Raw genomic sequence first — 20239 nt, 5'->3', positions numbered from 1 at the left:
GTACAATCCCAAACAGTATTCACTCGGAATTATTGGTTTTTCTTAAGCGCACCATAAAAAAACCATCCATGTCCTGCCGATGGGGCCAAAGTTTAAACCAACCTTGAGGTGTACTATCGGTAGAATCAGGTAACTCAACGCCACTGGGAGACTCAATTTGCCACTGAGGTGACTCAGCTAAAAATGCCGAAATTACTTCCTCATTTTCTGCTGGATGCAATGTACAGGTGGCATAAACTAGTACACCACCTGGTTTGACAAAAGTTGATGTATGTGTTAATAATTCTCGTTGCAGATCCGAAAGTTCTCGGACAGATTCTGGTGTCTGTCGCCAACGCGCATCAGCATGACGGTGCATAGTTCCCAAACCAGAACATGGAGCATCGAGTAATACCCGATCTGCGGTGTTTTGAAATTGGGCAGAGTGGCGACTGTCGCCAGTGTAAATTTGAATAGATTGTAAATTCAGCCGTTGAGAATTTTCTTGGAGTTTGCGAAGACGAGAGGAAGTGCGATCGCAAGCCCAAATTTTCCCTTTATCTGCCATCAATTCAGCGATGTGGGTTGTTTTACCCCCTGGTGCAGCACAGGCATCAATTACTACCTCACCTGGCTGGGGGTCGAGCAAATGACCTACCAATTGAGCGCTACTATCTTGTACAGTCCACCAACCTTCTCTAAAACCCGGTAGTTTTTGAATTGCCCCAGTATTACCAATAAATCGTAAAGCTTGGGGTAAATGAGGAATCCGTCTCACCAAAATACCAACAGATTGCAAAGCCGCCTCAACTTCCTCAATGGAAGTGCGAAGTGGGTTGATACGCAAGTCAATTGTTGGTGATTGGTTCATCCATTCACACAGTTTTTCGGTGTCGGCCAAACCCAATTGTTCTAACCAAACTTGAATAATCCAGTCAGGAAAGCTGTGTAAAATACCCAAGCGTTCCACTGCGTTTTCTGGAAGTAGTAACTGATCAAAATGGGGGATTGGGTCAGGTGGGGCCCCCTCTGGGGATAAGGGGTAATGCGGACTCTTAAGAGGCAGAGGGGCAGGGGGCAGGGGGCAGGGGGAAGTAATTCCCTCTCCTCTACTCCCCGCTCCCTGCTCCCCTGCTTTTCTGAGATACTGGCGTAATAGACCGTTAACAAAACCCGTGAGTCCAGAAAAACCGTTTTCTTTAGCTAGTTGGACTGTGGTATTAACAGCAGCTGAGGCGGGAATACGCTCTTGATAACGCAGTTGGTAAAAGCCTAGATGTAAGATGGTGCGTAGGTCTTGTGGTTGTTGATGAGATTTCTTTTTAGCGAGTTGATCGATGAGAGTATCAAGAGTGCGCTGCCTTCTGACACTCCCATAAAGCAATTCTGTCACTAAGCGGCGATCGCAATCAGGCAAATTAAATTTTTGCAGTACTCTATCTAGGGCAATATCAGCATAAGCCCCCTTATGAACATCTCGCAGGGCGATAAAAGCTAGTTGACGGGGGTTTGTCATGTAAACATGATTCAGGAGTCAGGAGGCTTTTGTATTCTAACTCCCAACTCCTAACTTCTAACTCCTAACTTTCCTATCAAGACATATATGGGTCTACAGTAGCGATTTCAAGCTCACATGCTCTAGAAACTTGTTCTGCGGGTAATTTTCCAAAGCTAATTAATGGCAAATAACTGTGGTTTGCCATCAGTTCTTTTGCTAATAAGAACCCAGTTATTGTCCAAGTTTGATATTTCCTCGCTTGTTTCCCAATCAGTCGTCCTTTTTTACCATCGTAATATTCTGGCCATTCATCTGTACTAAGGCGTCCTTGGGCAGTTTCAATCGCCTTTTGTGCAAGATTTGTTCTATTAGTTTTTACAGCCGCCGCCGCTAACATCCACATTAAAACTGGCCAACTACCAGCATTATGATACGACCAGGGTATATTTTTGGGGTCACATCCAGTTACAATTCTGTATTCTTCATGTTCCAAAGCTGGGAAACAAATTTTCATTGGCATATCTCCCACCAGGTCATCCCATCGTTCCTCAATGAGAGTCATAATCGCTTGTGACTGTTCTTCGGTGGCTAAGTCGGAAATGATTGCCATTAAGTTTCCGAGTGAAAAGAAGCGAGTATCTAGCTGCGACGGGCCAACATTACCTGCTAGATAACCACCTTTTTTTGGTAGCCACTTGTCCAATTCATAATAGGGAACAGAATCTACATATATGTTGAACAGATTAACAGCAGCCTTGCCATATTCTTCACTTTTGAAGCGATAAATTGCATTCAGGCGATTAATATCTATCCAATAATGCTGGCGAATATGAGCGCATAAAAGAGGCAACCGATTATCAATGGCTTCAACAATATCGGAATTACCTTGACAAATTAGCAGTTCACGAGATGCACGCAATGCCGTGTAAAAAAGTACTTGTAGTTCTAGAGGATGCCCATAAATGCCCATACGACGGTCAATCATACAAGCACCATCTGGAACCAACAGCGTTGGGTACATATCAAAACGATTTGCCAAGCAGATTTCCATGATTAACCTGATACCATTTTGGAATTCAGGTTGATAGACTAGAGAAAAATCTTCTGTGGCAATTACATAAGCACGCAATAAAATAATCCACCATAAACAAGAATCTACAGGTGTAACTCTAGCGATCGCATGTTCTCCAAAGTCTGCTTCTAAATATTCTTGTCCATTCTCTGATACTACTTTAAAGCTAGCTGGGATTAATCCTCGTCCTGGCTTATAGGCAGCTAATGCTTTTTCTTTAGGCTGTAACTTTAAGGTTTCTTCTAAGAAATTACGAACAATATCGGTTCTACCTTTAATCAGAAAAATTAGAGCCGAAGAAACAAAATCGCGGACAAAGCACTGATCGTAATTGAGCGCCTCTACAGAGCCATCATAAGCGGCTACTGTCCCAACGGGGCGTCCTTGATAGTAGAGAATTGATTTTTCTAGTGCTAGCCACGCTTCTTCCACTTCTTTTAAATTCTCAGTAGTTTCCAATTCGTTTAGGTGCATCGCCAGAATAACTCCATAAGGATTGTGAATTTGTGGTAGATGCGTCTTCATTTATTATTTTTGCTATTCTCAGCATAACAAAAACGATTCTTTGAATAGCAAATATAATTGGGGAAAAATTAATCAATTAACAATTAATAAATCTGCTGACATTTAGGCAACTTTATTGTTAGTTAATTGCTTGTAATCTATTACTCTTTTGGTGAATTATAGTTTTTGTTATCCACCGCAAGTAGTAACATAAGTAGGTGGGCGGGAAAATTTATAACTATGTCATTGCGTTCGCCCTTGGCGTTCCCGCAGGGTACGCAACGGAGTGGAGTGTTCGCGTAGCGTGTCGTAGACAAGCAATCGCAAGGTTTTCACCGCTTTTACTTTTCGTTACATAGTTAGGTTTATTTGTGCCTACCTACTTAATTCCTAAAAACAGTCACATAAGATATATTTTTAGATTATTTATTATTCCCTTGTCTGCCCGGAATCATTGGTTTACCAAACAAAAACATATCTTCAGTGCTGTTTAGGGTTTGTGTGAAGTTAAAACTGGTTGCGGTATATTTACTTGAGCAGGATTAGTTTTTGACACTAAGAAGTCAGATCATTCCCCTATTATCTAATAATTTATAACGTTTTTTCAGAATATGCAAGATGAACTCTCGAAATTTTTAATATGTCAATACTTCTCAAGGGTTAAATATCTTACCCTGCTGATAGATAATATGGGGTGTTTATCGGAGTATAGCCAAAAATAATCAAGAGTGCTGAGTTGAAAGACCGCCCACAAGGGACGGGGCATGTACCAAGTAGATAAGTACTGAGTATTAGCAAAGTGATGTTCATTACTGTTCTCCCAAAGCAGCCTTAAACACTTGTTCAGCAGTTAGATTTAGCTCTATTAAACTTGGCGATTGAATGCGCTCGTTACCACGAAACTGAGTTACTTGGTACTCACCTTCCACTAATCTGTAAACTGATATTGTCGGTTGTTTCAGATTGCCAATAAACCGTTTTCCACCAAGAGCAGCATAATCAACAATCCAATATTCTGAAATCCCAATTTCCTCATATTCACCGAATTTGAGAAAGTAATCATCTCGCCAATTTGTACTTACAACTTCTACTACCAATGGAATTGATGCGGCTTGAGTAACTGTTGATGATTTTTTCCAAAGTGGTTCATTAATTAAGTTAGGGATATTCAATACCAGCACATCTGGAATATAACCAGATTTTTTATCAACAGATTTGACTAATGCTTGAGCAGGAATCGAATAAGCTAGGTTAAACCTCCGAATCTCAAAATTGAGTTCTCTAATCAGAAATGCTCTGATTAACTCATGTTCCCCTGTCGGCTGCATTTCAACTATTACTCCTTTATATAATTCATATCTGCCGTTCTCCGGTTTCCATTCGACGAATTCTTCAAAATTTATCGCTTCTACTAAATGTTGAAACATAACACTATTTCCTCAAATATTATTCATATTTTGACTAGCATCGATAAACTGCTAACTTCATGTTACCTGCTGCTGGAATTCTTTATAAGCTTGATTAATTGCTTGCATTGAGGCTTTTGCGATGGCAGAACTATTCACATCAGGATGATACAATCTTGCTAATCGGCGGTAAGCAAGTTTAACAACATTGGGGCGATCGCTCTGATTTACGCCCAAGACTTCCCACCATTCCCCAGATAATCCAGAGTCGAGAGTAAATATATTCCAAATCTTGATGCTTCCGGCATTACCGCCACTTACCAGCGTTTTACCATCAGGACTGAAAGCAACGGGATTACACCCAGAAAGATTTTGTAGTAGTTCCCCAGTGTCGAGGTTCCAAAGTTTTATCATACCGTCTTTGCTGGCACTGGCAAGGGTTTTTCCATCGGGGCTGATGGCAACAGACAAAATCGCCGCTGTGTGTCTAGTTAAAGTGGAGAGTAATTCTCCAGTTTGGAGATTCCACAGTTTTATTGTGGCGTCTGTGCTACCACTAATAAGAGTTTGACTGTTAAGACTGATGGCGACTGTATTAACTGCTGCCAAATGTTCACAGAGAATGTAGCGCTGTTCCCAAGTTTTGGTATCCCAAAGCCTAATAGTTTGATCGGCACTACCACTTGCAAGGATTTTACCATCGGGACTGATGGTGACAGATAAAATTGCATCTGAGTGTCGATTCAAGGTGCGTTTTACTTTTCCCGTGTAGCGTCCCCAAATTCTAATCGTCTTATCAGCAGCACCACTAGCAAGAATTGTTCCATCAGGACTGTAGGCTAACGAGTTGACAAAACCATTATGACTATAACTAAAGTTTAAATAAAAGAATGTGCGGAGAAATTTTTTTGTGTCTATCTGCCAACTGCTGATTTTGCAATCGACACTACCACTTGCAATCTGCTGTCCATCAGGGCTGATAGCAACAGATAAAACTGCCTCTGCTTGTCCAGAGAATGTATAAAGCCATTTTCCGGTTTTCAAATTCCACAAATTAACTTGTCTGTCATCACTGCCACTGATTAAGGTAGTACCATCAGGACTGATTGCGATCGCATTAACTGCCGCTAAGTGTCCTTTGAGTGTGCGTACACATCTCCAAGTTTCAGGTAGCTGGGTTGTCAGAGATATTCTTTCTGGTTCAATATTGGGAGTAGAAGGTTTAGGGGTAACAAATTCTGATTTTTTCTTGAATTCAGTCTTAAGCGCCTGTAACTCATCCTCGACTTCCAAAACAGCAAATTTTTGGTTGAGATCGTCACCAGATAAAAATGCATCTAATTCCATCAATGCTTCGGAATAGTAGCCCATCTGCAAGACTTTTTCTTCCATTCGCTCAAAAAGCTCTGCTGGAGTTTCGCTAATTCCAGATTCGTCTAACAGTTTGGCAATACCATAGGCGGCGAGTCCCACCATTGCACCAATTCCCGCCATCGGTACTGCACCAATCCCAAATGCCAGCCCTACTTTAGGTGCTAATAAACCCATACCACCGACGACGCTATAAACACCAGCACCGCCGACTGCACCAATTCCCATTGTAGCGATCGCAACAGCATCTTTTTCTGCTATGGCTTTAAAAGCGCCATAAGCAGCTGCACCAGCCACAGCGCCAGCAGCGACTACAGGAGTTGCACCAATGCCAACTGCACCAAATCCGCCAGCTAGTCCCATTCCGCCTACCGTTGAGGAAACACCAACACCTGTTATGGTTCCACCTGCGATAAAAGCCGCACCTGTTTTAGAGTTTTGTGTCACTGCCTAATGTTTTCTTGAAATTTTCTAGAGTTATCAGATTTTGTTTGAGTACAGCTACTATTGCTTCCTGCTGTTGAAGCTGAGTTTGAAGAATAAGTACAATTTTATTTTGAACTTTTTTATTCACTACAGATTGAAGGGTTAAATCATCATCATTGTTTCTCAAAGCTGTCTGAGCTTTTTCGTTCCAGTATTTAGCTTCTTTCTGGGCTTTTTTAGAATCTTTATCAATACCTTCTTGATTAGCAACAGCGCTGTTGACAGCTTTTTTTTTCTCATGGATAGCTTCTGCTAAAAGCACTTTGCTATCTTTTTTAGCTTTAGTTTGCTCTTGAGGTTTAGGTGGTAGCAATAGTGCTTCTTTAAGTCGCTGTAATTCATCATCAATCGATACATCAACATCTTTATATTCAAAGCTGATGAATGTTGGTGAGAACTCACTGTTGTTAGGACTACTACGTAATACTTCATTCTGTGCTTCTGAAACCTTTTTCTCCCAAGATTTCAAATTACTTTTAATTGCATCTACTTGTGGTTGTTGCTCCTCAACCAGGGTTTTTAGTCTACTAGCAATTGCTTGGTATCGTTCCTTTTGAAATTTTGCTTGACGAATTAAATCCTGATTACTTCCTTTCAAAGCAAGTTGATATTGTTGTTTCCATTTATCAGCTTCGGCTTGAGCTTTCGCATAGTCTCGTTGAGCAATTTCTTGGGCTACTCTGGAGTGGCTTGCTCCTTCGCGTAACTTTCGTAGCGCATCCTGTGATGATTGATTTTGGTCGTAAAGTCCCATAAATTTATCTGAGTAGCCTTATTACCCAGAGCGTAGACTAATTAATACTGTTACGTCTTCGTAAAAATTACTTAAGCCTTCATTTTTGCTTTGAATGCTACATCATAAAAGTCTCAATACAATATTTCATTAATTCGTAGCAAAATAAATTAGGCAAAACTCTGCTTTCCTACCCTGCGGGAAGGCGTTCGCGTAGCGTCTCGTAGAGAAGCGCCTATGCGTTTACTTTGCGTCCCTCTGCGTTTAAAAACATTACGATTTACGCAAAGCTGTACTTAGCTATCCTAACTCAGCCTGACTTCCCCATGTTCCAGCTTATCTGCCAACACACGCAGAGCTAATGCTTGAACTCTAACAACTGCTTCTTCTCGTGTCTGCCCATAAGTCAGTACACCAGGAAAATCAATCACTTCAGCTAGAAAGCGTCCATCCTCTTCTTGTTCAATCTCTATCGTGAAGTTCATAGCGTCTTTTCTGTTGATTGTTCATGCCCAAAAAACATACCAAACCGTATTATCTGCTTTTGGATTCTCGACCGTGCTTGTATGCTTTGCATCCCATCTTGAATTCCCCTCTGTTTGGATTAACGCAGAAATTTATCTCTGTAACTAGACTCTAGCTAGCGATCGCACACCATACACTACACACTATATTCATTATGTCAAGCAAGTCTGCACTTTTATTAATCAGCAAATAGGCGAACTTGAACCAAAATCCATACGCAATTAGGGAATTTTCGACAACCCTGATGAAATCTACCGAAAAGATGGAATAACATTTGTGTGTGATTCAACAAATTGTATACAAGAGTTGAAAATGACGATATGGCAACATCTGATATCCTCAAAGAACCATTGCTTTTGCGTCTGAGTCGCTTGTTTAGTGGACTGCGTGGCGATTTGACGGGAGGACTAACAGCAGCAGTAGTAGCATTGCCTTTAGCTTTAGCCTTTGCGGTGGCCAGTGGTGTGGAACCAAAGGCGGGACTTTACACCGCGATTGTGGCGGGAATTGTCGCCGCAATTTTTGGTGGTTCGTCAGTACAGATTACAGGGCCAACAGGTGCAATGGCTGTGGTTTTGGTGGGAATTGTCGCCAAGTACGGCCTTGAGAAAGTTTGGATTGCTGGGGTGATGGCTGGAATTATCCAAATTGCCTTGGGGGTTGCCAAACTGGGACAGTTAGTAAAGTTTATTCCCTATCCGGTGACGGCAGGTTTTACTAATGGTATTGCCGTCATTATTTTTTGTGGTCAGTTAAATAACTTCTTTGGTTTAAAATTACCACGTAGCGAGCATTTTTTGCCGGCACTTTGGCAAAGTATAACTCATGTAGAAGCTTTAAATTGGGCAGCAGTTGCCTTGGCTGTGGTGGTGATTGCAACCAATGTTTTGTGGCCCAGGATTAATACGACAATACCAGGTTCTTTAGTGGGACTGGTGTTAGCAACTGCGATCGCTTCTGCTTTCCATTTAAATGTACCAACAATTGGCACGATTCCTCAATCTTTACCAATGCCTCAAGGTATTCCCCACTGGAATGATTTTAGTGTGATTCGAGAACTAATTAACCCGGCTTTGGCTTTAGCTGCACTGGGAAGTATTGAATCGTTGCTATCGGCGGTGGTGGCTGATGGGATGACAGTCAGCGAGAAACATAATAGCGATCGCGAATTAATTGGTCAAGGTTTGGCTAATATGATTGTGCCATTTTTTGGGGGCATCCCCGCCACAGGTGCGATCGCTCGGACTGCTGTTAATGTCCGTTCTGGCGGGAAAACTCGACTATCTGGGGTAATTCACGGGCTGGCCTTAGCGATTATCGTCTTAACTTTAGCACCCCTAGCAGCACAGATTCCTTTAGCTGCACTTGCTGGCATTTTGATGGTGGTTAGCTTGCGAATGATTGAGTGGGAAGCCATTGGTTTATTGATGCGTGCTACCTACTCAGACTTTGCTGTGATGATTCTCACTTGGCTAGTGACAATCTTGTTTGACTTAGTTCTCGCTGTCGAAGTGGGATTGATTGCAGCCGGAGCCTTATTCATCAAACGGATGAGCGATTTAAGCTTAGTTAAAATACCTGAAACCGAAGTATTTCCCCCTGGTACACCTCTGGAATTAGGTAAAGAAATTGCCGTTTATCGGGTAGATGGCCCCGTATTTTTTGGTGCTGCTGAACGGTTTGCTACCTTCCTCCGCGATGAACCGGAAGTAAAGTATTTAATTCTCCGGTTGCGGTTTGTGCCAAATATGGACACAACTGGGTTAGTAGCCTTAGAGGATATTTATCACGACTTGGAACGGCACAATTGCCGATTAATTCTTACAGGTTTACAACCCAAAGTCCAACAAATACTAGAACGTTCAGGATTGTTAAAAACAATTGGGTTATCCAATTGTTTTGAAACAACTACAGATGCGATTTGCTCTATCTCTCCTCAGATTGCATGTTCTCAACCTGTAGCGGCTGATTTGAAAACAAAAGAATTGATGGAATTAAATGACTGATAATAAACCCCACCCCGCCCCCTCCCCAAAGCATCGGCTACGGTGTACACACAAGTCCTAAAAACCTTGCGTGATTTGGCTTGACTCGTTCCCAGGCGGAGCCTGGGAATGCATTCATTGAGTCTCTGACTCAATGTCTAACTGGAGGCAGCAGCCCCTAATCAGCCATTCCCAGGCGGCAGCCCAGGAACGAGAAAACAATGAGAATCGAGCTTTTTTCGACTTGTGTGTACACCGTAGCCTTAGTAAGGGGAGGAGATTAAGGGGTCGGGTTCTCCGGCTTTACAGCAGTTTTCATGTATTTAGTACCACAATTATGAGACCTAACCCCCAGCGCCTTCCCTACAAGGAGAGAGGAATGGAAGTGAGGTCTATTTGTGGTTCATTTACTTGAAAATCGCTTTAATAAGTAATCAAGCGAACATGATATGAAAAGTCGCAAACTAGACTAGAAAATAAAGCCTGTATTCATTACTGAATCAGGCTTTTGAGGTTTTTTATTAAATTTGTAGGCAGAACTTCAGTTTAATTATTGAATAGCGAATCCTTCCGGTCTGATAGCATCTTCCAAATCAACGCCCATCAAGTTAGCTCCCTGGATGTTTGCATTTGTGAGATTTGTTTTTTCCAAGTCTGCGTTTTGCAGGTTAGCCATTTGCAGGTTAGCTCCCAGGAAGTTGGCTTTCTCTAGGTCTGCATCAAATAGGTTTGCTCCCGCCAGGTTTGCTCCCAAAAGGTTTACCTTGCCTAAATCTGCTCCTTGAAAGTTAGCCCCTTGTAAGTTTGTTTGCTGTAAGTTAGCTCTTTCTAAATCTGCATTTTGTAAGTTAGCACCCTCCAAGTTTGCTGCTTGCAAGTTTGCGTCCTTTAGCATTGCCCCAGCCAGGTTACAGCCGATACATTCATTGGTTTGCAATAAATGTCTAACGTTTGCTGCTACAGACACGATTGGGGATACAACCGGGGATATGACTGGTGCTGTTACAGACTCCATTGGTAATTCAACCGGAGATATGACTGGTGCTGTTACAGGCTCCATTGGTATGGATGGTGTTAATGCTCTAGCGCTGGGCTGGATAAGCAGAGTAAATCCCGCTACAACTACCAGAAATACTGCTGTTACGAGCCATTGAGTTAATTTTTTAGAGTTTGATTGATTCATGAGTTCCTTCATAAACTGATTCGTAGTAGTGGGCTTGCTTTTATAAGAGCCATCGATAATGTGCTTGATTCTCACTTTAGATAAATTGATTGATAACATCAAATATTATTTTGATTCAAATCGATAAATTCAAGTGATTAATAAATCTTTTTGGATGGGAAACGATCGCTAAATTTTTTTGGTTAGATCGGGGACATAGCACCCATGAAGAATTTCGAGTTTTCAGCAACCCCTACGTAGGCGTAGCCCGTCGTAGACATCGCACCAAGCGATCGCCTCATACCTAATTCCCAAGCATTGCCAGACTAGGTAAAAGTCGATATGTTTCACTTTTAATTAAGATAGAGAGTCCTAAGTAAATTAAGACAAAGGGGAAGATTTTTCGACCATAGCGAGTTAAAACGGGAGTCATCAGAGGATTACGAGTCAGGTTGTAAGAGAGAAAGCACCACGCCCCAACAGTGAAATAGCAAACACACAGAATTACACCCAAACTTGGAAGATTGCTACTGGCAAATAACGGTACATAAATTCCAATGTTATTTCCTCCATTGGCAATGGTGACAGTGGAAACGCGGTAAGTTTGAGGATCGCGGATGGTTGCGAATAGTGATTTCTTCTGGTGTCCAGATTTGATCGCAGAGGTTAAGTCAACTGATACAGCTTGCACTGTCTCTTCCTCTTGTTCTCGACTGATGAGATTACTAATACCAATGGCGACGGGAAGCAAACCCAGCAAACCAATCCAGGTGCTTGGAATAATCAGACCGCCGAAGAAACCAGGGAGACTAGCACATACTAAGGTAGTGAATCCCAGAAATTCACCGATAACAATATGCTTAGGACGAAAGCTACGATTGACTTTTCCGAAGAAAGCTGTCAAGTATAAATTGTCATCAAAAGTGGTTGCAAAAGCGGCAGAGATTCCAATAAGTAATGTACTAATTAGCCAAGTCATAATTGTTGCTCACGATAATTCAATGCTGTTTGTCTTAGTCCTTCTCTGCTTCTGGCAATGAGGCAGGTTAGGAGATTTTGTGACTGTTTTACCTAACGAGAACCGATCAAGGTTCGTTAGTAATCAGCTAATTCGCCAATTTTGAGAATTTTTGCAGGCGATGCCTACGGCGATAAACTACGCCTCTAATCAAATTGGTGATTTTTTTCTCAGCAAGGTACCTTGGGAGTTCATGGAGTCAATATTATGGCTTTCAACCAAATAAGATCAAATACTCTTGTTTCTTAAAAGGATAAATAAAAGTGATTGACAACTTTACTAGATGTTTTGGGCTTTCTACCCATCAACACTCGTGACATCTGGTGAAAAACAGACGTAGCACTGCTACGTCTCTACAAGAAACCTCTTGCATAAATCAAAAATAAAGAACCCCACCCCGCATTTGAGTAAAGCAAACGCTCCCCAAAGCATCGGCTACGGTGTACACACAAGTCTCAAAATTCCACCTAATACTTGGTTTTGTCCCCCTAGCTCTCAAATTATGGCCAGAAGTGGAGTTTTCAGTCCCCAATATTTGGGTATTTAGGGGGCGAAAAGACTTGAAACGTATGTCTAAAGTCGCACCGCCAACAGTGGACACAAAGTAAGAATTAGTCCACAGCGATGGCAAGCGACTTTTTAGCTCTGGAAATTCCAACCGCAAATATCTAGATGTTACACCCTTGAACCTTTTCACTGCTCTGTGTATTCCAAATTGAGGATCAACGTCTATCAACAGATGTAGATGATCTGGCATTATCTCCATTTCTAGGATTTCAACTTTAATTTCAATAGCAATAGTCGCAAGCAACTCTTTGAGTCTGGATGTAACAGCATTAACCAGTACTTTTCGTCTGTATTTGGGGCAAAAAATAACATGATACTTGCAAGAATAGACAATATTGTTGTTTGATTTAAATTTTTCAGTCATTCTGGTAACATTAGTTTACTACGCCACATCTATATGAGAGAATAGTTCAAACTAATAAACAAACCAAGGAGGTGATTTAAGAGTGTTGGTACTGGAATATAAAGCAGTTGTTAAAAAAGCCCAATCAACGGCAATAGATGAGGCTATTCGTACAAGTCAGTTTGTGCGAAACAAAGTGCTTAGATATTGGATAGATAATCGCGGTGTTGGCAAAAAAGAACTGTATCAGTACAACACTCAGTTACGTTCAGAATACAAATTTGTTAATGATTTAAATAGCCACGCTTGCCAAGCGTCTGTAGAAAATGTAGAACGGTCTATTAATAGATTTTTTGATAACTGCAATCAAAATAAACCGTGGAAAAAGGGTTATACCCGGTTTAAAAAACATTCCCGTTCTGTCGAGTACAAAGTTTCCGGTTGGAAGTTACACCCAACAAAACGCCGAATAGATTTCACGGATAAAAAAGGTATTGGCGGACTTAAACTATTAGGTAAATGGGATATTCATCAATACCCTCTTGAACTAATTAAACGAGTTCGGATTGTGCGTAGATCCGATGGGTGCTATGTGCAATTCTGCGTGAAAGTTGATAACCAACAAACAGCACCATCTAGTGATTCTGAGGTCGGTATCGATGTTGGCTTAGAGTACTTCTACTCTGATTCAAAGGGCAACCATGAAGAGAACCCGCGCTTCTTCCGTAAGGCTGAATCAGACATCAAGCGGGTTCAACGCAACATTTACAAGAAGAAAAAGGGGTCATCTGGTAGAAGAAAAGCTCGTGGTATTTATGCTCGAAAATGTTTGAGAGTAACACGACAAAGGGAAGAACACGCCAAGAGATTAGCGCGTAACTTAACCCTGGCTAACGCTATGGTGGTCGTGGAAGACTTGAATATTTCCGGCATGGTGAGAAACCATAAGCTAGCCTTGAGCATTAGTGATGCGTCTTGGTATAACTTCCGCCAGTGGCTCGAATACTTTGGTGAGAAGTTTGGGCGGGAAATCATTGCAGTCCCTCCCCACTTCACTAGCCAAGAATGCAGCAATTGCGGCGCTAGAGTTCAGAAATCTCTAAGCACTCGCACTCATTCTTGTCCACATTGCGGATACGTTGAGCAACGCGATGTGAATGCTGCCAAAATAATTTTAAGTCGTGCAAGCGGTAGGGGTGGGCAACCCCAAACTAACGCTAGTGGAGATGTTCTCACTACTTCTATTGGACGCAAGTCCTGTAAAAGCAAAGAACGTCAGTGATGCTAGAATCCCCCGCCTTTAGGCGTGGGGAGTGTCAATTGAGTTTTGAGATGTTCAGTAATGTTGGATTTTTAAATTGTAATTATGCTAACCAGTGTTGACCGTTTATTATTTGTCCGGCGAGTCCCAATTTTTAAGGAATTGCGGGATGATTTTATTGTGCGGCTCACTTCAGTGATGAACGAATTGTCATTTCCAGCTAATTACACCATCTTTCGACAGGGAGAAGAAGGGCGATCGCTCTATATTGTCGTGTCAGGCCGAGTTAAAGTTCATATTGGGAATAAACAGTTGGCAGAGGTGGAAGAGGGAAAATACTTTGGTGAGATGGCAGTATTTGATACTCAACCTCGCTCCGCCACCGCAACGACTCTGGAACCTTGTGAATTTTTAGAACTGACGCAAGAACAACTGTATGATGCGATCGAAGAAACTCCCGAAATTGCGGTGAATATCATTCGTGAGTTATCCCGTCTGATTCGCAGATTGAATGACGATATGAATGTTACCTCTTTGCGGAGTTAATAGACATAGCAGAATGTAGAGATGTAGCAGTGCTACGTCTCTACAAGGGTTCTGGATAACGCAAGATGTGGTTCCAAATAAATGAAAATTGCTGTAAGTTTGACAATTAAACTCAGCACTCATCACTGCTTATGGTTTCGGTTCACCCAGACCAGGAGTTTCTTCTTTATCAACTTTAGGCACAAAATCAGGACGCTCTTTGCTTTCCCAACCTGCGGGGCGTTTCGAGTTGTACCAAGCTATTGACCCAATGGTGACAGCGGCAATAAAACCAACGACATACACCAAGGTAAAAGCAAAGGGAAAATGAGGGGCAGCATCTATAGCTGGTGCTGCTGTTTGCATAAATAATAAATGCATGAGTATATTCTCCACAGTTAGGTAACACTATTTAACACACTATAAGATGAGCGTATCACTTAACATCCCCCTGTAGTTTAGTTTGAGCAACTTGATATTGCATAAAAAAGGGCAGAAGGGGATGAGAGAGGACGGGAGTAAGAATTTTAGATTTTAGATTTTGGATTTTAGATTGAAATTTATCGGACTTACGCACTGTACAAATGCCTCGTGATGTGAATTAACGATGCTCCCGGTTGTTTCAGGCTTTTCTTAATTATCCTGCGATCGTCAATAGACCAAAATACCGGGGCACAGCAATACTGTGCCCTTACAAAAGATGTGGTTTTTAAACTTATGCATATTTGGTATTTATTGTCAATGCGTAAGTCCTAATTTAATCCAAAATTATCAATCCAAAATCTAAAATTGAATTGCCCAATGCCCACTCCTCATTCTTTAGGAGGTCTAAGTTTATCCCGCCAGGATGGTTGTGACGATGAAGAACCTGAAGAACCAGAATTATTTGCCGGAGACGACTCTCGGCGAGTTCTTTGAGGCGGGGGAGAATCAGATTCTACTCTTCTAGATCGTCGCCGTGGAGTAGATGATTCTTCAGAAGAGTTATTGGAACTTGATTCGCTGCGTAGGCGTAGCCCGCCGTAGGCATCGCGCCTTCTCCGTCTTGGGGTAGAATCGCTTGACTGCTGTTCTTCTTGAGCATAGCTTCTCCTGCTTCTACGTCTTCTAGATGAACCACTCTCCTCAGAATTAGAATTTCTAGCACTTTCCCCTTCTGAGTCATCATCAGAGTCAATAGAACGATTCAGCACTTGCTTGGGCTTGATAGACTGGGCTTTGATTGTGCCTTTGCGACCTTCTAACTTGGGTCGTTTGGGAAACTTTTCTACGGGCATACCTTCTGCCGCTTTTTCCATAAATTCGTGCCAGGTATAAGCGGCACTACCACTACTGCCATCAGTGGGGCGGTTATCATCATTACCTAGCCAGACCCCTGTCACCATCTGGGGAATGTAGCCAATAAACCATAAATCGCGGGCTTCGTCGGAGGTGCCGGTTTTGCCAGCAACTGGTCTATTATCTAATTGGGCAGAACCACCAGTTCCCGCTTCGACGACGTTGCGTAGCATCCAAGTCATGATGGCGGCACTGTCAGCGTCAAGGGCCCGTTTTGACTTGAAATTAGCTGACCAGATAACTTTGCCTTGGCGGTTGAGGATGCGAGTAATGCCATGAGGTTCTGTATGCAATCCAAGAGTTGCAAAACTACCATAAGCGCTGGTCAACTCTAGCAGATTGACTTCATTTGAGCCAAGAGCCAAGGAGTAGGTGGGCTTGAGTTCAGATTTTATCCCCATATCATGGGCAAGTTTAATCGTTGGCGTAAACCCCACATCAATCAACACCTTTACCGCAATAATATTAACAGAGCGGGTGAGGGCATCTCGGATGTTCATTGAACCGTGGAAATTTTCACTATAATTTTTCGGTTCATAGCCGTCTACGACAAAGGGCGCATCCTCGTAGCTATCGTAGGGGCTTTTACCGCTAGCGATCGCAGTGGCATATACAAACCCTTTAAATGTCGATCCTGGCTGCCGTTGTGCCTGAGTAACCCGATTAAACTGGTTTTTACCAAAGTCTTTCCCCCCCACCATTGCCTTAATTTCACCGCTGCGGGGGTCTATGGCTACCATTGCTGCTTGCTTAAAGTTCTCCCAGCGTCCTTGATTTCGCAGTGTTTTGGCAACTGCCTCTTCTGCCACCTTCTGCCAACTTGGGTTGAGCGTAGTTTCCACTACTAGACCCCCACTTTTTAGGACGTTGGGAGAAACGTACTTGGGCAATTCTTTTTGGATGTAGCTGGTAAAGTAGGGTGATTCTACTTGGACTCGTTTGGGTAAACTGCTTTTGAGCGTTAATGGCTCTTGAAGCGCTGCTTGCCTTTGCTCTGGTGTAATAACTCCGTCTTCTTGCATCCGTAGCAATACTAAGTCCCGCCGCCGTTTTGCCGCTTCGGGATTTTTGTCTGGGGCGTATAAGCTAGGGGCAGGAGCTAATCCCGCAATCGTTGCCATTTCCGCGAGGGAAAGTTGATCTGGCGATTTACTAAAGTATACCCAGGCTGCATCTGCCACACCATAAGCTCCAGATCCCAAATAAACCAGATTCAGATAACGCTCTAGAATCTGATCTTTGGTTAATTCTTGCTCCATTTTTTGCGCTAGGCGGACTTCCTTGAGTTTGCGCCAGATTGTCTGCTCTTGTTTCAAAAAGAGAATCCGCGTTAGCTGTTGGGTGATGGTGCTACCACCTTCTACCACACCTTGCGATCGCAAATTATTCAAACCCGCTCTGACAATCCCTTGCGGATCAACTCCGTTGTGTTGCCTAAATCTTCTATCTTCTGAGGCGATGAAAGCTTTTTTTAAATTATCTGGTATTTGTTCCAGCTTTAGCTCTTCTCTGGTCGCTTCACCTTGTTGTTGTAATATGGTGCCATCAGCAGCTTTAATAGTCAGCGTTTGCTCTCTAAGCACGGCATTCAACTCGGACTGATTTGGCAAAGTCCGATCGATTAAACTGACGCCGTAGATCAAGGCAACTATCCCACCACTTATACCCAAGCCGGCCCAAAACCAGATGCGGCGATAGAGTGGTTTACCGCCAGTTGCCCGATTGGCCTTCATCCTAGATGGTAAAATTTTCATTTTGCTCAGTAACTGCCTCGTCTGCTCCAGATGTGCTGGTGGTAAGCTCTCATTTGTTCCTCCTTGTCCAGAGTCAGTCAAATTAGTTAGTCTTCGCTTGAACTAGGAGGTAAGCTTCCCTACGTCAGTTCCTCGCTCAAAGTAGTAAGCAACTATACACCATCAATCAACTTTGGGGTTATAGCACTACCATTGTGTTAGTATAATATCCTATAAATAATTAACTAAATTCACCATAATAATAATGTTTTTTAAATTTGGTTAATTTAGTTTTGTAAAAACGCTGCAATTTTGATCGCTACTGGGAATATAAAAGCTATTGGCTTACTTAAGGAGAGGATGATGCCTACACTGGGCTACGGCGAAGCAGAGCTAAGACGAACCGCCCTCGCCCTTGGTAGTAATATCGGCGATTCACAGACAATATTAGAAGCAGCTATAGAGACTTTAGCCCAAACGCCAGGTATTCTCTTAGAAGCCAGATCCAATTGGTATCAAACCAAAGCTGTTGGGCCACCACAGCCAGATTACCTAAATGGCTGCGTCACATTGCAGGTAGAAATCCGCGCCCAGCAGTTATTAGAAATTTTGTTAAGAATTGAACAACAATTTGGGCGTGTGCGTCAGGAACGCTGGGGGCCACGAATCCTAGATTTGGATTTGTTATTATATGATGACATGATTGTGGATACACCAAATCTCCAGATTCCCCATCCCCGAATGCGGGATCGGGCCTTTGTGTTAGTACCACTGGCAGAAATTGCCCCAGATTGGGTAGAACCAGTTTCTGGGTGTGTTATTAAAGAACTGCTGAAAGAGGTAGACTGTTCTGATGTACATTTATGGATGGGCAATTAAAAATACCATCCTTAAAAGTAGAAGAACGCTGATTTTGCCTCTGTATTCACAGATAATCAGATTTTACTATGCCATTAGGTAGAGAATTACCACAACTGCTGAAACAACGCCTGTTTTATAAAGGACGCAAATTTGATTTTGAAGTTAATCGCTTGCGTTTGCCGAATAAATCGGAAGGAGAATGGGAATGTATTCGTCACCCTGGTGGTGCCCTAGCTGTGCCGGTAACGCCAGAGGGTAAACTTGTACTGGTGCGCCAGTATCGTTTTGCAATTCAGGGACGGATATTAGAATTTCCGGCGGGAACTGTGGAAGCAAATGAACAGCCTTTAGAAACAATACAACGTGAAATTGCCGAAGAAACTGGCTATAGTGCCCAAAAATGGGACAAACTAGGCGAATTTTTCTTAGCTCCCGGCTATTCTGATGAAATTATCTATGCTTTTCTGGCACGAGATTTAGAAAAGCTAGAGACACCACCACTACAAGATGGAGACGAAGATATCGAAACTGTGTTTTTGACTCCTGAAGAATTAGAAAAAGCTATTCTGGAGGGAGAGCCGGTAGATGCTAAATCAGTTTCTAGCTTTTTTCTGGCGCGTCCATTTTTAGTTTAATAGCAATATGCTGCTAGAGTTAGCGATTGCAGATGCCTACGGTGCAGGCTTGGAATATGCTGATGAGATGATCGTTAACAATGATTTGAGTCGATACCTTGAACATCCGCGTTTTCGACTAATTCCTGGGAGCTAACCGACGATACCCAGATGAATGTTGCCATTACTGAGGTGATTGTTGCTCAAGCACCGTGGACGCCAGAAGTTTTAGCTGATAGTTTTAATTAGATAGATAGAGCGATAAATCGCTCACTAGGAACATTTGTCGTTGCCACCCAAGCTTTGCTTTCTAAGAGGATGTTTGAAAAGTGTTTTGGTGTGACTTTAGGCACTTTTAGATCCCCCCTATCCCCCCTTAAAAAGGGGGGAACCGGAATCAAAGTCCCCCAATTTATCGGGGGATTTAGGGGGATCTAAAATATTTTGATACCGACAAGAGGACTTTTCAAACAACCTCTAAGGAATAAGAATTAAATAACATACAATTTATGTCCTTGGCTTACCTCACCCTCAATCCCTCTCCTGATAAAGGAGAGGGATAGTGAGACAGGATGAAGTTTTGCATTTTATTTAATCCACGTTTTTAAGCATCAATTAGACGTTGACGTAGATCCTTGGAGTCGGGGGCAGGCATAAAAGAGCGAGTATTTTTACTGCATCTCTAGTGTACTAAATTTGTAGTCTACTCAATTAAAAACTGCTGTAAAGGCATCAGTTAGTAAAAAAAATTAGTGCCAAATTCTGGAATTGGAATTTTACGCCGTGTATTTAACTCACGAAGAAAACCAATTTTATAATCTATCTCTATGAAATCTCTCACCCCAGAAATAATTCGGGCTATAACTCCCATGTTTATGGCAACTATTGGAGCGGTCATTGGTGTTGCTGTTTTAGTCTCGCCAAATATCACTGATGCCAAATGGTCTGCTGGTCTTGGACTGGCTGGAACGGCGATTGCTGGTGCTGCTGGTCTTGCTCAAAGTAGTAAAAATGAGCCGGACTTTTCAGTAAAGAAGCGGGGGGACAACTTGGAAGTTGAAACTCCATCCTCTAAGGGAAGTGACCAGCATTAGGTGTTGCAGCTTTCCATAGAAGATATTTTGATGGCGGCGTTCTCACCGGGGATATCGACTCTACCATTCCAACCGATTAAATGTTGACCAAACTGAATCTGGGTCAAGCCGCGACTGAATTCGAGATACTATTTAGGATTAGTAAGAGGGGCGTTCGCATGGGA

17 protein-coding genes and 1 pseudogene are annotated in these 20239 nt (G+C 42.4%); 7 read left to right on the top strand and 11 right to left on the bottom strand.

What is annotated here, in order from left to right; all coding sequences use genetic code 11:
• Positions 1-19: 19 nt before the first annotated feature.
• The 6 genes from V7K62_RS27910 to V7K62_RS27885 all read right to left on the bottom strand — a co-directional run bounded on the left by V7K62_RS27910 (position 20) and on the right by V7K62_RS27885 (position 7534).
• The gene (locus V7K62_RS27910; protein WP_334869921.1) at positions 20-1495 is read right to left on the bottom strand and encodes a 16S rRNA (cytosine(967)-C(5))-methyltransferase; all 1476 of its coding nucleotides are present in this window, start codon (positions 1493-1495) and stop codon (positions 20-22) included.
• A 76-nt stretch (positions 1496-1571) separates the two neighbouring features.
• Positions 1572-3023: a glycoside hydrolase 100 family protein gene (locus V7K62_RS27905; RefSeq protein WP_334870006.1), complete on the bottom strand. Its 1452-nt coding sequence runs from the start codon at positions 3021-3023 to the stop codon at positions 1572-1574.
• Between the two features lie 839 nt (positions 3024-3862).
• Positions 3863-4480: a Uma2 family endonuclease gene (locus V7K62_RS27900; protein WP_334869919.1), complete on the bottom strand. Its 618-nt coding sequence runs from the start codon at positions 4478-4480 to the stop codon at positions 3863-3865.
• A 57-nt stretch (positions 4481-4537) separates the two neighbouring features.
• Entirely contained in the window at positions 4538-6277 is a 1740-nt protein-coding gene (locus tag V7K62_RS27895; RefSeq protein WP_334869917.1) for a DnaJ domain-containing protein, read from the bottom strand.
• A complete protein-coding gene (locus V7K62_RS27890; protein ID WP_334869915.1) occupies positions 6261-7070 on the bottom strand; it encodes a PspA/IM30 family protein in 810 nt (269 codons plus the stop codon). The genes V7K62_RS27895 and V7K62_RS27890 overlap by 17 nt, the downstream gene beginning before the upstream one ends.
• Before the next feature lie 284 nt (positions 7071-7354).
• The gene (locus V7K62_RS27885) at positions 7355-7534 is read right to left on the bottom strand and encodes a type II toxin-antitoxin system HicB family antitoxin (protein WP_334869913.1); all 180 of its coding nucleotides are present in this window, start codon (positions 7532-7534) and stop codon (positions 7355-7357) included.
• Between the two features lie 360 nt (positions 7535-7894).
• On the opposite strand from V7K62_RS27885, the gene V7K62_RS27880 reads away from it, so the two are divergent.
• Positions 7895-9580, top strand: a complete 1686-nt coding sequence (locus V7K62_RS27880) for a SulP family inorganic anion transporter (protein WP_334869911.1) — start codon at positions 7895-7897, stop codon at positions 9578-9580.
• Positions 9581-10109: 529 nt separating this feature from the next.
• On the opposite strand, the gene V7K62_RS27875 is transcribed toward V7K62_RS27880, so the two are convergent.
• The 3 genes and pseudogenes from V7K62_RS27875 to tnpA form a co-directional block, all read right to left on the bottom strand.
• Complete coding sequence (locus V7K62_RS27875) at positions 10110-10742, bottom strand: pentapeptide repeat-containing protein (protein WP_334869909.1); 633 nt, start codon at positions 10740-10742, stop codon at positions 10110-10112.
• A 283-nt stretch (positions 10743-11025) separates the two neighbouring features.
• Positions 11026-11700 (bottom strand): cadmium resistance transporter, encoded by a 675-nt coding sequence (locus tag V7K62_RS27870; RefSeq protein WP_334869907.1) that lies wholly within the window; start codon positions 11698-11700, stop codon positions 11026-11028.
• Positions 11701-12307: 607 nt separating this feature from the next.
• Positions 12308-12670, bottom strand: a pseudogene (tnpA, locus tag V7K62_RS27865) (IS200/IS605 family transposase); the annotation flags it as partial.
• An 82-nt stretch (positions 12671-12752) separates the two neighbouring features.
• Between tnpA and V7K62_RS27860 the strand changes: the two are divergent.
• Complete coding sequence (locus V7K62_RS27860; protein ID WP_334869905.1) at positions 12753-13931, top strand: RNA-guided endonuclease InsQ/TnpB family protein; 1179 nt, start codon at positions 12753-12755, stop codon at positions 13929-13931.
• 84 nt (positions 13932-14015) lie between these two features.
• A complete protein-coding gene (locus V7K62_RS27855; protein ID WP_334869903.1) occupies positions 14016-14456 on the top strand; it encodes a Crp/Fnr family transcriptional regulator in 441 nt (146 codons plus the stop codon).
• Positions 14457-14585: 129 nt separating this feature from the next.
• Here the strand turns inward: V7K62_RS27855 and psb35 are convergent, their stop codons facing one another.
• On the bottom strand, positions 14586-14816 hold the full coding sequence (psb35, locus tag V7K62_RS27850) for a photosystem II assembly protein Psb35 (RefSeq protein WP_334869901.1): 231 nt from the start codon (positions 14814-14816) through the stop codon (positions 14586-14588).
• 431 nt (positions 14817-15247) lie between these two features.
• A complete protein-coding gene (locus V7K62_RS27845; RefSeq protein ID WP_334870005.1) occupies positions 15248-17527 on the bottom strand; it encodes a transglycosylase domain-containing protein in 2280 nt (759 codons plus the stop codon).
• A 342-nt stretch (positions 17528-17869) separates the two neighbouring features.
• Here V7K62_RS27845 and folK point away from each other — a divergent pair, with 342 nt between their 5' ends.
• From folK to V7K62_RS27825, 4 genes are all read left to right on the top strand, one after another.
• The gene (gene folK, locus V7K62_RS27840; RefSeq protein WP_334870003.1) at positions 17870-18385 is read left to right on the top strand and encodes a 2-amino-4-hydroxy-6-hydroxymethyldihydropteridine diphosphokinase; all 516 of its coding nucleotides are present in this window, start codon (positions 17870-17872) and stop codon (positions 18383-18385) included.
• A 68-nt stretch (positions 18386-18453) separates the two neighbouring features.
• Positions 18454-19002 carry an NUDIX hydrolase gene (locus tag V7K62_RS27835; RefSeq protein ID WP_334869899.1) on the top strand — a complete coding sequence of 183 codons (549 nt, stop codon included), beginning with the start codon at positions 18454-18456 and terminating at the stop codon, positions 19000-19002.
• A gap of 7 nt (positions 19003-19009) precedes the next feature.
• Positions 19010-19138 carry a hypothetical protein gene (locus V7K62_RS27830; protein ID WP_334869897.1) on the top strand — a complete coding sequence of 43 codons (129 nt, stop codon included), beginning with the start codon at positions 19010-19012 and terminating at the stop codon, positions 19136-19138.
• A 670-nt stretch (positions 19139-19808) separates the two neighbouring features.
• Complete coding sequence (locus V7K62_RS27825) at positions 19809-20075, top strand: hypothetical protein (RefSeq protein ID WP_334869895.1); 267 nt, start codon at positions 19809-19811, stop codon at positions 20073-20075.
• Positions 20076-20239 lie beyond the last annotated feature (164 nt).

Source organism: Nostoc sp. (genome assembly GCF_036917935.1).
GTDB lineage: Bacteria > Cyanobacteriota > Cyanobacteriia > Cyanobacteriales > Nostocaceae > Nostoc.
Note: the sequence above shows the minus strand (reverse complement) of the source record. Positions and strands in the feature narration are given on the sequence as shown.

Excerpts from the sequence above, each read along its gene's own strand:
- V7K62_RS27910 (WP_334869921.1), bottom strand. The coding sequence starts at position 1,495 with ATGACAAACCCCCGTCAACTAGCTTTTATCGCCCTGCGAGATGTTCAT.
- V7K62_RS27905 (WP_334870006.1), bottom strand. The coding sequence starts at position 3,023 with ATGCACCTAAACGAATTGGAAACTACTGAGAATTTAAAAGAAGTGGAA.
- V7K62_RS27900 (WP_334869919.1), bottom strand. The coding sequence starts at position 4,480 with ATGTTTCAACATTTAGTAGAAGCGATAAATTTTGAAGAATTCGTCGAA.
- V7K62_RS27890 (WP_334869915.1), bottom strand. The coding sequence starts at position 7,070 with ATGGGACTTTACGACCAAAATCAATCATCACAGGATGCGCTACGAAAG.
- V7K62_RS27885 (WP_334869913.1), bottom strand. The coding sequence starts at position 7,534 with ATGAACTTCACGATAGAGATTGAACAAGAAGAGGATGGACGCTTTCTA.
- V7K62_RS27880 (WP_334869911.1), top strand. The coding sequence starts at position 7,895 with ATGGCAACATCTGATATCCTCAAAGAACCATTGCTTTTGCGTCTGAGT.
- V7K62_RS27875 (WP_334869909.1), bottom strand. The coding sequence starts at position 10,742 with ATGAATCAATCAAACTCTAAAAAATTAACTCAATGGCTCGTAACAGCA.
- V7K62_RS27870 (WP_334869907.1), bottom strand. The coding sequence starts at position 11,700 with ATGACTTGGCTAATTAGTACATTACTTATTGGAATCTCTGCCGCTTTT.
- V7K62_RS27855 (WP_334869903.1), top strand. The coding sequence starts at position 14,016 with ATGCTAACCAGTGTTGACCGTTTATTATTTGTCCGGCGAGTCCCAATT.
- psb35 (WP_334869901.1), bottom strand. The coding sequence starts at position 14,816 with ATGCATTTATTATTTATGCAAACAGCAGCACCAGCTATAGATGCTGCC.
- V7K62_RS27845 (WP_334870005.1), bottom strand. The coding sequence starts at position 17,527 with ATGAAAATTTTACCATCTAGGATGAAGGCCAATCGGGCAACTGGCGGT.
- folK (WP_334870003.1), top strand. The coding sequence starts at position 17,870 with ATGCCTACACTGGGCTACGGCGAAGCAGAGCTAAGACGAACCGCCCTC.
- V7K62_RS27835 (WP_334869899.1), top strand. The coding sequence starts at position 18,454 with ATGCCATTAGGTAGAGAATTACCACAACTGCTGAAACAACGCCTGTTT.
- V7K62_RS27830 (WP_334869897.1), top strand. The coding sequence starts at position 19,010 with ATGCTGCTAGAGTTAGCGATTGCAGATGCCTACGGTGCAGGCTTGGAA.
- V7K62_RS27825 (WP_334869895.1), top strand. The coding sequence starts at position 19,809 with ATGAAATCTCTCACCCCAGAAATAATTCGGGCTATAACTCCCATGTTT.